The organism is Bradyrhizobium zhengyangense (assembly GCF_022012435.1).
GTDB classification, from domain to species: domain Bacteria; phylum Pseudomonadota; class Alphaproteobacteria; order Rhizobiales; family Xanthobacteraceae; genus Bradyrhizobium; species Bradyrhizobium zhengyangense.
The window spans coordinates 25,106-37,520 of record NZ_JAKLUA010000004.1 but is presented as its reverse complement, the minus strand read 5'-3'; the positions used below and the strand labels follow the sequence as shown (position 1 = coordinate 37,520).

At 63.3% G+C, this 12,415-nt stretch carries 10 protein-coding genes; 4 read left to right on the top strand and 6 right to left on the bottom strand.

The window, feature by feature from the left end; all coding sequences use genetic code 11:
• Positions 1-44: 44 nt before the first annotated feature.
• Together L6637_RS14495 and L6637_RS14490 are read right to left on the bottom strand one after the other, a co-directional pair.
• A complete protein-coding gene (locus L6637_RS14495; RefSeq protein WP_237871026.1) occupies positions 45-1,229 on the bottom strand; it encodes a response regulator transcription factor in 1,185 nt (394 codons plus the stop codon).
• A 299-nt stretch (positions 1,230-1,528) separates the two neighbouring features.
• Positions 1,529-1,738 (bottom strand): hypothetical protein, encoded by a 210-nt coding sequence (locus L6637_RS14490; protein WP_237871024.1) that lies wholly within the window; start codon positions 1,736-1,738, stop codon positions 1,529-1,531.
• Between L6637_RS14490 and L6637_RS14485 the strand changes: the two genes are divergently transcribed.
• Positions 1,725-3,110, top strand: a complete 1,386-nt coding sequence (locus L6637_RS14485) for a hypothetical protein (protein WP_237871022.1) — start codon at positions 1,725-1,727, stop codon at positions 3,108-3,110. The two genes, L6637_RS14490 and L6637_RS14485, sit on opposite strands and share 14 nt — an antisense overlap.
• Positions 3,111-3,350: 240 nt before the next feature.
• On the opposite strand, the gene edd is transcribed toward L6637_RS14485, so the two are convergent.
• Genes edd through L6637_RS14465 form a run of 4 tightly spaced genes read right to left on the bottom strand, consistent with a single transcriptional unit; the run spans position 3,351 to position 8,993 of the window.
• Positions 3,351-5,180, bottom strand: coding sequence for a phosphogluconate dehydratase (gene edd, locus L6637_RS14480; protein WP_237871020.1), 1,830 nt, complete (start codon positions 5,178-5,180; stop codon positions 3,351-3,353).
• A 49-nt stretch (positions 5,181-5,229) separates the two neighbouring features.
• Positions 5,230-6,708, bottom strand: a complete 1,479-nt coding sequence (gene zwf / locus L6637_RS14475; protein WP_237871018.1) for a glucose-6-phosphate dehydrogenase — start codon at positions 6,706-6,708, stop codon at positions 5,230-5,232.
• 58 nt (positions 6,709-6,766) lie between these two features.
• On the bottom strand, positions 6,767-7,837 hold the full coding sequence (locus L6637_RS14470) for a carbohydrate kinase family protein (protein WP_237871016.1): 1,071 nt from the start codon (positions 7,835-7,837) through the stop codon (positions 6,767-6,769).
• Positions 7,758-8,993, bottom strand: a complete 1,236-nt coding sequence (locus L6637_RS14465) for an ROK family transcriptional regulator (RefSeq protein WP_377802937.1) — start codon at positions 8,991-8,993, stop codon at positions 7,758-7,760. The genes L6637_RS14470 and L6637_RS14465 overlap by 80 nt, the downstream gene beginning before the upstream one ends.
• Before the next feature lie 215 nt (positions 8,994-9,208).
• On the opposite strand from L6637_RS14465, the gene L6637_RS14460 reads away from it, so the two are divergent.
• The 3 genes from L6637_RS14460 (at position 9,209) to L6637_RS14450 (ending at position 12,232) form a co-directional block, all read left to right on the top strand.
• Entirely contained in the window at positions 9,209-10,228 is a 1,020-nt protein-coding gene (locus L6637_RS14460; RefSeq protein WP_237871012.1) for a sugar ABC transporter substrate-binding protein, read from the top strand.
• A gap of 118 nt (positions 10,229-10,346) precedes the next feature.
• Complete coding sequence (locus L6637_RS14455) at positions 10,347-11,429, top strand: ABC transporter permease (RefSeq protein WP_237864799.1); 1,083 nt, start codon at positions 10,347-10,349, stop codon at positions 11,427-11,429.
• Positions 11,426-12,232, top strand: coding sequence for an ATP-binding cassette domain-containing protein (locus L6637_RS14450; RefSeq protein WP_237871010.1), 807 nt, complete (start codon positions 11,426-11,428; stop codon positions 12,230-12,232). Before L6637_RS14455 ends, L6637_RS14450 begins: the two co-directional genes overlap by 4 nt.
• The last annotated feature ends 183 nt before the right edge of the window (positions 12,233-12,415 follow it).

Genomic DNA, 12,415 nt, shown 5'->3' with positions numbered 1-12,415 from the left:
GTACCGATCATCAATGACGCCGCCGGCAAAGCGCGCGACGTCTGTCACTTCAAGTCGGACGCCGCGCCTGAGCGCCCGGCCAATTTAGCAAGTAGCTTGCCCTCCTGCGATTTTCCGAGCACGACCTCGTTCGGGTGTTCCGCCAATATTTCGTGCGCCTCGCTCTCGTCGACGCCGGACAGGATCGCCAGTCGCTCGACCGTGCGCCAAGTGTATTGATTGTCCTGCAGCGCCGCGACCATGCGCTTGTAGACGGTCGCGCGCTGCTCTTCGCGCGAAGTCGTTGATTGCGAGGGCGTTGGCGAAGGCCGCAAGTCTGGCGAGGCCGCGAGCGTCGGCGACTGGGCATCTCGTTTCAGGGCCTCCCGATTGCTCCACTCCTTCCACCCAACGACGGTCATGACCAGTACGACGGCGAGCGCAGCAGCCACAGCGAACACCGGCAATCTGTTCGATCGTTGTCGATCGAAAGGCGGGGCAGGTGCATCCGATGCCTGGACCGCTGCCGACTGGGCCGTTGCAGGCTGATCGGGCGCGATGATGGCCTGCGGTCGGGCGGTGAACCTGTAACCCTCGCCGGGTACGGTCACGACGAGCCGCGGTGTTTTTGGGTCCGTCTCGATCTTGCGCCGCAGGCGCGAGATCAGCACGTCGACACTGCGGTCTTCGGGCTCCGCGCCGCGACCGGTCACGACGCGCGTGAGTTCGTCGCGCGAGAGCACGCGGCCCGGGTTTTGCGCGAACGCCAGCAACAGGGAAAACTCCGCGCGGGTCAGCGTCATTTCCTTGCCCCGCGCGTCGAGGCAGGTGCGTGCACCGGCGTCGAGCGTATAGCCCTCGAAGCGGAGGAGCTGCGGGGTGGAAGGCGCTTCGCGGGCCGCGACCGGACGCAGCACGGACTTGACCTTGGCCAGCACGTCCTGCTCGCTCAATGGCAGCGTGATGCAGAGATCCGACGAGACTGGCGGTTCACCGGCCGCAGCGATGTTGTCGGGCGTCCCGAAAAACATGACGTGCTCGACCGCGTCCTCAAGCTTGTGTGCGAGTTCGATACCCGAGCCCTGCGGTGCCACAATCGCCAGGGCGATGGTAGCTTTTGCAACGACCTCGTGCGCACGCTTCGGGCTCTCGGCGAGTTCGACGGCGTAGCCGGCCTGAATCAGCCAGCGGGCAACCGTCGCGCGAAGCGAGGCATCGTCTGCAACGATCAGGATTCCCGGTTTCACCATGCGCCAACAAGATCCGCTGACACGGACTCTTCTCGGCGATCGGATCCCCTCTCAGGCGACATGCTCATCGGCTCCCCCTCACGGGCAACTATAGCAAAAACTCTTGAAAGCGGTTCGGCGCGGCGATGGCGCGCGGGCCGCAAGATCATCACCTCGCACAGCGCACGCCGAAAAAATTCGCCAAATCTGGATGCGGCGCGATTAATGGGCGGTGAACCGGATGTAAACGCCTGTAAATGCATCTGAATCCAAAAAACGCGCGAAGTGGCTGCGGCGACTGAAAGGCAAGGTGTGAATAGTCACATCCTGTCAAAATAGGAGCCTATCATGTCTCGTCGTTCGATGTTGCTTGCAACCACCATCTTCATCGCTGTCGGTTCGCTGACGGCCGTTGGCCCGGCGTCTGCCCACGGCTTCGGCGGATTTGGCGGCGGCGCCGCGTTTGCATCCAGACCGCCTATGGTCGCCGCCATGCCACAGGCTCCCGCGCGATCGATGATCAGCTTCAACGGCGGCCGGTTCGATCGACCTGCTTCGGTCAGTTCGACCACAGCTGTATCCGAACGGGGAAAAATAATTCTGAATGGCGGGCAGAGCGTGGCACCGGGCGCGAAAAGCTCGATCAACCCGCAACCACTGCCGCCGAGGGTCGAGCAACAAACGACCGGTGGCGGCACCATCTTTCAACCGGGCTCGCGCGTCATGATCAATCCCGCCGCTTCGGCCGCCACCGGCATCCAGCGTCCATTCATCGATGCCGCCGGGATTGTCAGGTCGAACGATTCCATCGCCGCGATCAGGAATGCCGAAGAACTGCGCGGCAGGCTGCCGAGGCCTGGCACGACGAACAACGTGCCCAACGTGGCCGGAGCGGATGGACTCGTCGTGGGACAGAACCAGTCGGGTGGCATTCCGAAAGTGCCCGGCGTGAAGAATCCGGACGGACCGGACGTCAATCTTCCCGGCTCGCAATTCAACCAGCACGGGCCGCGTGAAGTGCCGGGCTTTGGCGATGGCACCGGAGGCGCCGGGCATTTGAATGTGCCAGGGTCCATGGACCAGCATGGCGTCGACGACGCCAACAAGAAACTCTCCGAGTTGGAGAAAGCGGACCAGCAACTGCTGAATCAAGCCACCAAGGGCGGCGTCAATTCGCTCAATACGTCGGCCGGCCTCACACCCGGCGAACGGGAATCGGACAAGCATGGTGCCGAAACGGGTAGCGGCGCTGCAGGCGCGAACTTCGTCAACACCGGCAAGCCGGTCGATCCCGTCGTCAACACGGGAAAGCCGATGAAGGTCTGGACGTCGAAGGGATCGGACGGGAACGGCGGCACGGTCGTCGTAACCAACGCGAGCAGCGACACGCTCGACCAGACGACGATCGTGCACACCACCAAGGATGGCAAGACGACGACGAAGACCACCAGTTACGTCCCCAATACCGGGACAGTCATCTGGACCAACACGACGACGACCGGCGGCGACGGCAAGAACAACACGCCCAACGACGACTCCAGCAACAGCCATGACATCGGCGGCATCGCGGCCGGCAGCTCGCTCGGCAGAATGGGCCAGGGTGGCGGCACGGACAACAACGGCACCGAGTCCGCGAGCAGCCAAGCCAGCCAGCTTGCGCCTGGCACAACGTCCGGCCGCACCGGCAATGGAGACGGCAATGACGGTCGTGGCGACAATAATCATGTCGGTAACGACGGCACGCTGGCGGCGGGATCGATCCTCGCGCGCAAGGAGAATGGCGACGGCGGCAGCTCGGACACGCGTGAGGGTGGCACTTCGATGGGTGGCGTGAAAGTCCAGCCGGGCGGCGGTAATCCTAGCCAGTCAAATCTGATAGCGGGTGCCGCTATGGCGCATTGAGATCGAACGAGTTCGCTTGTCTCAAGATGCGTTTGGGGGCTGACCACGTCAGCCCCCAAACGATCGTACGGCGCGCACCAATCAAATCGTAGCTCGAGCCGAATGCCGGTATTGCGTTGGTTGCGTATTCCCGTGCAACAGCTGACTGATCGTCTCCTCCGCAAGCAAGACACCTCCTCTACGGCGCGCGGCGGTCCGTAGACGTATCGAAATCTCAACTCCGCTGGCCGCCTATTGCATTTACGCCACAAAAACGCTTGCGCCGCGATCTGCGCAGCTGACGCGCTCGCGGAAGAAGCCGAAGAGCTCGCGGCCAATCCCTGTATGCGCCGCGGAGAGATCGGCTTGCGCGCAGGTTCGCATGGCCCACTCGCTCGGGGCGACGAGCACGTCAAGCCGACCGGATTTGGCGTCGAGCCTGATGACGTCGCCATCGCGAATCCGCGCAATCTCACCGCCGTCAGCCGCTTCAGGCGTGACGTGTATGGCCGTGGGAACCTTACCCGAGGCGCCCGAAAGCCGCCCATCCGTCACAAGTGCCACTCTCAGCCCGCGGTCCTGAAGGACGCCAAGGAGCGGCATCAGCTTGTGCAGCTCCGGCATTCCGTTTGCCTTGGGACCCTGGAAGCGCACCACGGCAATCAGATCATTCGTGAGCTCGCCTGCAGCGAAGCTCCGTTGCAGATCCTCCTGGGAATGGAAGACGCGAGCCGGCGCTTCGATCACATGGCGCTGCGGCGCGACCGCGGATGTCTTGACGACGGCGCGTCCGAGATTGCCGTTCAGAACCCGAAGGCCGCCTGATGCCTGGAACGGGTCACCGATCTCTCGGAGCACGGCAGAATCGCCGCTTGCAGCCGGCCCATCGTGCCACGTCAGCGCTCCCTCGGCATCGAGCCGCGGCTCTTGCAGGTACGCATCAAGCCCGGCGCCGCAGACGGTCAGGGCGTCGCTGTGCAGGAGCCCGGCAGCAAGCAACTGCCGGACCAGGAAGCTCATCCCGCCGGCGGCATGAAAATGGTTCACGTCTGCGGAGCCGTTGGGATAGATGCGCGCGATCAGCGGCGTCACCTCGGCAAGGTCGGCGAAATCGTCCCAGGTCAAAGTGAGGCCGGCCGCCGCGGCCATGGCAACCAGATGCAGCGTCAGATTGGTCGAACCGCCGGTGGCATGCAGTCCGACGATGCCGTTGACGAAGGCGCGCTCGTCGAGTACGCGACCGATCGGGATGTATTGATTGCCGAGCGAAGTGATGTCCAATGCGCGCTCGGTCGCGGCACAGGTGAGCGCATCGCGCAAGGGCGTGTTCGGATTCACGAAGGATGCGCCCGGCAGCTGCAGGCCCATGATCTCCATCAGCATCTGGTTGGTATTGGCGGTCCCGTAGAAAGTACAGGTCCCCGCGCCGTGATAGGCCTGCGCCTCGGCTTGCAGCAAAGCGTCGCGGCCGACCTTTCCTTCCGCGTAAGCCTGCCGGATCTTTGCTTTTGCGTCATTGGCCAGGCCCGACGTCATCGGGCCTGAAGGAATGAAGACTGCAGGGAGATGCCCGAACGAGAGGGCGCCGATCACGAGGCCCGGCACGATCTTGTCGCAAATACCGAGAAATACCGCGGCGTCGAAAGTCTGGTGTGACAGCGCGACCGCGGTGGACAAGGCTATGACCTCGCGCGAGAACAGCGAGAGCTCCATTCCCGCTTCGCCCTGGGTGATGCCGTCGCACATGGCCGGAACTCCGCCTGCGACCTGGGCAACGCCACCGGCTTCGCGCGCGCTCCGTCGGATGAGCTCAGGGAAACGTTCGTAGGGCTGATGCGCCGACAGCATATCGTTGTAGGCCGTGACAATTCCGAGACTGGGGACGCGACCATCCTGCATCAGGGTTTTGTCGTGCGCGCCGCAAGCCGCGAAGGCATGGGCCTGGTTGGCGCATCCCAGCCGCCGGCGTACCGGCGCGCTCGCCGCGTTCGCAACGCGGTCGAGATACCGTTGTCGGCTATCGTGGCTGCGCCTGATGATGCGATCCGTCACCTCGCCGACCCGCGCATTGACCCTTGCTGCGATCGTCATACTGGCCTCCTGTTTGCGGGTTTGGCATTGGCGATGCACTGCCCCGTGGTCACGGACCGTCCTCCATCCATGTTCGACCGTCGCGTTCGATCAGTGCGACGGCAGCGGAGGGACCCCAGCTGCCGGCAACATAGGGGCGCGGGATTTCATTCGTCTGGCTCCACGCCTGACGGATCGGGTCGATCCAGCGCCAAGCCGCCTCGACTTCGTCCCGGCGCATGAACAGGGTCGCGTCTCCGCGGACCACGTCCATCAATAGCCGTTCGTAAGCGTCCGGTACCGAGACGTCGAACGCTTCCGCAAAGCTCATGTCGAGAGGGACATACTGCAATCGCATGCCGCCCGGTCCGGGCTCCTTGATCATGAGCCAGAGCTTGATTCCCTCGTCAGGCTGCAGGCGGATGGCGAGCCTCGTCTGCACCGCCTTTCCCGAATTCAAATTGAAGATCGAATGCGGAACCTTTCTGAAGGTCACGACGATCTCGGAACTGCGCTGCTGCAGCCGCTTTCCCGTGCGCAGGTAGAAGGGAACGCCGGTCCAGCGCCAATTCGCAACGGCAGCCTTGAGCGCGACGAAAGTCTCGGTCGAGCTTTGGCGATCATCGATCTCTTCCGCGTAACCGGGGACGGCGATGCCGTTGCATGCGCCCGGGCGGTATTGACCCGGCACGGTCAGGGACGCCGCGTTTGTCTCGTCGATCCGCTCGAGCGATTTCAGGATCTTGAGTTTCTCGTCGCGTACGGCATCGGCTTCGAGCGAATGTGGCGGCTCCATCGCCACCAGACAGAGCAGCTGCAGAAGGTGGTTCTGAACCATGTCGCGCAGCGCGCCGGATTTGTCGTAGTAGGGGCCGCGTTCCTCCACGCCGATGGACTCGGCGACTGTGATCTGCACATGGTCGATGTGGGCTGCATTCCACAGCGGTTCGAACAGCGCATTGGCAAAGCGCAGCGCCATCAGATTTTGCACGGTCTCCTTGCCGAGATAGTGATCGATCCGGTAGACGCGCTCCTCCGGGAAGATCATCCCGACGGCTTGATTGAGCCGGATCGCGGATTCGAGATCCTTGCCGATCGGTTTCTCGATGACGATGCGGGAATCGCCTGTTGAAAGACCGTAGTGACCGAGCCTTTCGCAGATCGGTCCGAACAGATGCGGTGCCGTCGCCAGATAGTGGACCTGGATGCGGTCGGCATAGGCTGATAGAAGGCCCGCGAGTTCGGTCCAGCCGTTCTCGCCTTCCGCATCGGCAGCCATGTAGGAGATGCGGGCCAGGAAGCGATCGAGTTCGGGTCCCGTCGTCTCCGATGCCGGCACATGTTTGACGATCGCCTCGCGCACCATCGTGAGGAAGTCATCCTGCGGCATTGCACCGCGCGCGACGCCGAGAATGGTTGCTTCATCCGGCAACTGACCCGCAAAATCGCGGCGAAACAGCGCCGGCAACAGCTTGCGGCGTGCGAGATCACCTGTCACGCCGAAAACGGTCAGGACGAAGGGGGCCACCGGGATGACGCGGCTTGTCATGCCCGCCGCCTTTTCAATTCGAACCCCTTTGATGTGCCCCGTTGTGTCCGTCACTCTGTCAAGCATGGCATGGCTCCGTACTCGCATCGATATCGGCGGCGGTGGGCAGGTCGGCTCCATCGCGGGACACCGTGATGGCCGCGGCAGCCGTCGCGTAAGCGAGCAACTCGCGGATTGCCGGCAGGTCGAGCGCCGCGATGGCTTCAGGACGGAGCCGGCCGGTTTTCGCAAGCTGCGCAAGCAGCGCGGCGTGGAATGTGTCGCCGGCGCCCACGGTGTCGCGCACGATCGCGGAACGACCGGGCACCGAGACGCTGCCAGTGGTCGAAAAGGCGGTTGCTCCCTTTGCTCCTTCAGTCACGACCACCAGCTGCGCACCGCACGCGAGCCAGTAGGCGGCCGCATCGGCTATCGAGGCGCGACCGCCCCACGCAATGCGGACATCCTCGTCGCTCGCCTTGATCATTGTGGCGGTTCGGTAGAAGCGTTCCGCGGCGTCGGCCCAGCCTTTCATGTTGCCGACGACGGTCGGTCGCACGTTTGGATCGACGCTGATGACGCGGCGGCCATGCTCGCGCTCGGCGAGCGCGGCGAACGTGGTGCCGACCGGCTCGACAGCCATGGAATAGGAGCCAAAGGTCAGAGCCTGAATATCGTCCGGCAGCGTGCGGGGCAGGTGGGCAAGCCCTAGCGAGCGGTCTGCCGCCCCATCGCCGTGGAAAGTGTAGTTCGGCTGGCCATCGTCGGTCGTCACCACGATCGAGATCGGGGACGGCCGATCGGTGCGCACAACAAAACGCCCATCGACGTCCTCGCGAGCGAGCCTGTCTGCGAGAAACGCGCCGAAGTGATCGCGCGAAATGCCACTCAGGAGGGCCGTTCGAACCCCGAGCCGGGCGAGGCCAACAGCAACATTGAAGGGGGAGCCGCCGGCAACGGCATGGGTCGTCATGTTGGACCCGCCGTGCGCCCTCACAAATAGATCGATCACGGCTTCGCCGCAGACAAGAATCATGATGTGCGACCCTCGTTCATCAGGATGACCATGCTCAATCCTTGAAGAGCACGTCGTGGTCGCGAGCGAACGCCGCGAGCAACGGCAGCGCCGCGCCGCCGATCGCGCGCGCATCGCGCCCGATCGAGCCTTCCACCACCACAGCGTCGGTGAGGCCTTGCCGGTCCATGCGGGTCCAATGTTCGTTTGTGCGCTCGACGAGACGACGGCGCACATCGACCGGAAAGGCCCCGTCGATGATGACGGCTTCAAAGTCGATCACTGCGAGCAGGGCGGTGATCGCCTGCGCCAGCGCCGCGGCAGCCTCGGAAAGCCACGCTTCGAGCGGCTCCTCGAAGCTCGACCAGTCGTTGGGCGAGAGCCAGATATCGGTGCCGGGTCGGCCGGCGGCGATCAGCCGGCGCTCGAGCTGATAGATGGAAGCGGTGCGGATCAGCTGCTGAAGGCTTGCCTCACCGTTTTCCTCCCGTCGCATGATCGGCATGGAGCCGAGCGCGCCGGCATTGCTGCTGCGGCCCGGGAAGAGGCTGCCGTTCAGAACGATGCCGCCGCCGATGAAGGTGCCAATGTACAAATAGGCGAAATCCCGATACGCCGCGCCGGTACCGAAGGTGAGTTCGGCTGCGCATGCCGAAGTCGCGTCGTTGCAGACGCGCACCGGCCAAGGAGCGAAACGGCGCGACAGTTCGGCGCCGACGTTGAAGTCACGCCATTTGCCGAGCGCGCCGGGTGGTGTCTGCAGATCAGCTTCCCAGTTCCACAACTCGAACGGCATTGCGACGCCGATGCCGCTGATCCTGCCACGCTGGGCGTCGGGCAATTCGGCGAGAAGGCCCGGCATCTCGCGTTCGGCAAAGGCCATGATCTCTTCGGGCGCGGGGTAGGAATAAATCATGCGTCGCCTGGCACGGATGCCGGCGGTGAAGTCCATCAACACCAGATCCGAGCTGCGCCGGCCGATCATCAGCCCCAATCCGAATGCGCCGTCCGGATTGAGCGAATAGGGGACCGAAGGCTGGCCGATGCGGCCTCGCTGCGGCTCGCCTGGTAGGAGCAGTCCATCGGCTTCCAGCCGATTGATGATCACGGTCGTGGTTTGGGTCGAAAGGCCAGTGAGGCGCGCGATCTCGACCTTGGCGAGACTACGATGGCGCCGAATGAGGGAAAGGATCAGGCGCTCGTTGTACAGTCGCACGCCGCTTTGAGTGGTGCCGCGGCTGTCGCCCGGGAAGGCCACCGTAGCTCCAGCAACCGGTGCTGTTTCTTCCATTCTCGGCTCCTCACAATGGGGAATCTGTCCTTGTGACAGGTCGATTGGCCCATTCCCGGCAGTCGGCCGCAACAATGAACGCAATCGGCGATGCCTGTCAATTAATAAGTCGGGATGATTTATTTATTGACAAGGTCGTTTGGCGCTCTCTAGGATGCCCCAACACGCGGTCGAAACCGTGCAGGCCAACAAGGCGTCAAACGAGGAGGGAATAGATGCGTCAGTCACTCGGACTATTCACAGCATTCGCGCTGGCTCTGGGCGGCACGAGCAGTTTCGCGGCCGACAAGCCGATCGTGGGTCTCATCACCAAGACCAACACCAATCCGTTCTTCGTGAAGATGAAGGCCGGCGCCGACGAGGCGGCGAAGGCGAATGATGTCGAGCTGCGCTCGTTTGCCGGAAAGGTCGATGGCGACAACGAGAGCCAGGTCGCGGCCATCGAGAACCTGATCGCCGCCGGTGCCAAGGGCATCCTGATCACGCCGAACGACTCCCGTGCGATCGTCCCGGCTGTCGAAAAGGCGCGGGCGGCGGGCATTCTGGTTATCGCCCTCGACACGCCGCTCGATCCGGCCAATGCGGCGGATGCGACGTTTGCCACCGACAATTTTCTGGCAGGTGAAATGATCGGCCAATGGGCTGCCAAGACGCTGGGTGCCAAGGCGGCATTGGCGAAGATTGCGCTGCTCGACCTCAATGTGAACCAGATCTCGGTCGATGTGGCCCGCGATCAGGGCTTTCTGAAAGGTTTTGGCATCGATCTCGGTAACCCCGCCAAGATCGGTGACGAGAAGGACGCGCGCATCGTCGGTCACGATGTGACGCTCGGCAGCGAGGAAGGCGGCCGCAAGGCGATGGAGAACCTGCTCCAGAAAAATCCCGAGATCTCGCTCGTCTATACCATCAACGAGCCTGCGGCGGCGGGAGCCTACGAGGCCCTGCGCTCGGTCGGCCGCGACAAGGATGTGCTGATCGTTTCCGTCGACGGCGGTTGCCCCGGCGTGCGCAACGTGAAGGACGGAGTCATCGGCGCCACCTCAATGCAGTTCCCACTGCTGATGGCGGCGAAGGGCGTCGAGGCGGTGAAGACTTTTGCCTCTGGCGGCGGCAAGCCGAAGGCCTCGCCCGGTCTCGACTTCGTCAATACCGGCGTCGAGCTCGTCACCGACAAGCCGGTCGGCGAAATGCCATCGATCGACAGCGCTGCCGCCTTGAAGAAGTGCTGGGGCTGATCGCAGCTTCGACTTGTAGCCAACGGCAAGAATTGGCGCCCGCGAGCCGGGCGCCAAAAGCCGGAAACCGTTCCGCGATTGGACGGGCAGATCTCCGCATGCAACGAGGAAAATGGCCATGACCGATATCGGCAGTAGCCGCCCGGCCGCCCAGGCCTTCGAGCTCGTGCTCGACAAGGGCGAGAGTCGCGTGGCCGAATTCGAGGTTCGCGCGCGATCGCCGCTGCAGAAGCTTCAGCACTTCCTGCACGCCAATCCGACGGCGGTGCCGGCAATCGTGCTCCTGCTCAGCGTCGCAGCATTCGGCTTCACCGTCGGCTCGCGTTTTCTGTCGATGTTCAACCTGTCGCTGATCATCCAGCAGGTCACGATCATCGGCGTGATCGGGGCGGCACAGACGTTGATCGTGATTACCGCCGGCATCGATCTCTCGGTTGGGGCCATCATGGTGCTGTGCTCCGTCATTATGGGCAAGCTCGCGGTCACCGTGGGATTGCCAGCTCCCATCGCGCTCGTCGTCGGCGTTGCCGCGGGTGCCGGCTGCGGCGTGCTCAACGGTACGCTGGTGACCCGGCTCAAGCTGCCGCCGTTCATCGTCACGCTCGGGACGTGGTCGATCTTTTTTGCTCTCAACCTTTGGTATTCGGCGTCTGAGACCATCCGCTCGCAGGAAGTCGCGAAAATCGCCCCGTTGCTGCAAGCATTGGGAACGCCGGTCAACGTTCTTGGCGCCCGTTTCACCTACGGCTCCTTCTTCATGGTCGGGCTCGTGGCGTTGATCTGGTTCGTGCTGAATCGCACGGCCTTCGGACGCCATCTCTACGCGGTGGGCGACGATCCTGATGCGGCGCGGCTTTCCGGCATCCGGACGGACCGCATTCTCTTTAGTGTCTACGTGATCGCCGGTGTGATTTGCGCACTTGGCGCATGGGCATTGATCGGGCGCATTGGCTCGATCAGCCCGCAGGCCGGGCAGACAGCCAATCTGGACAGCATCACTGCGGTGGTCGTCGGTGGCGCTAGTCTGTTCGGCGGGCGTGGTTCGATTATCGGCACGCTGATCGGCGCTCTGATCGTCGGCGTATTTCGCAACGGGCTCGCGTTGTCCGATGTCGACGTGCTCTGGCAGGAATTCGCCGTCGGCTGGCTGATCATCATCGCAGTGGCGCTTGATCAATGGATTCGCAAGGTGTCTGCATGAGCACAGGATCGAACGTTCCCGGAGCATTGCCACTCCTGCAGGCGCGCGGCCTCAACAAGCGCTATGGCCGTGTGACGGCGCTCGACAATGCGGACTTCGATCTCTATCCAGGCGAAATCCTGGCTGTGATCGGAGACAATGGTGCCGGAAAATCATCGCTGATCCGCGCGCTCTCAGGCGCACTCGTTCCTGATTCAGGCGAGATCAAGCTCGCCGGCAAGACGGTCGCATTTCGTTCGCCACTCGACGCCCAGGCGGCCGGCATCGAGACCGTTTACCAGACGCTTGCTCTGTCGCCGAGCCTATCGATCGCCGACAATATGTTCCTCGGCCGCGAATTGCGCCGGGCCGGGCCGCTCGGCACGATCTGCCGCATGCTCGATCGCAAGGCCATGCAACGCATCGCCCGCGAGAAACTCACCGAGCTTGGTCTCATGACCGTGCAGAGCATCAACCAGCGCGTCGAGACCTTGTCGGGCGGTCAGCGCCAGGGCGTGGCGGTGGCAAGGGCGGCGGCCTTCGGCTCGCGCGTTGTCATCATGGACGAACCGACCGCAGCGCTCGGGGTCAAGGAATCGCGTCGCGTGTTGGAATTGATCCTCGATGTGCGGCGGCGAGGCGTTTCGGTCGTCCTGATCAGCCACAACATGCCGCATGTGTTCGAGATCGCCGATCGCATCCATATCCACCGTCTCGGTCGCCGGCTCACGGTGATCGATCCCAAGGCCTACACAATGTCGGATGCGGTCGCCTTCATGACCGGCGCTCGGGCACCGATCGAAGTCGCAGCGGCTTCCGCCTGAATGCCGCGGGTAGCCGGGAAGGGCTTGGTGTTCGGCCCGACCTGTCCGCCTGGAGCAAGGCGATCGCAATGGTCGTGCCCTGGCAGCTGTTACCGGCGCCGATTGGCTGCGCCGTGCAGAGCACGGCTTTGCCATCGTGGCGGCACTTTGACTCTCGATGCCAATGTCGTTGCCTTTCAAAGT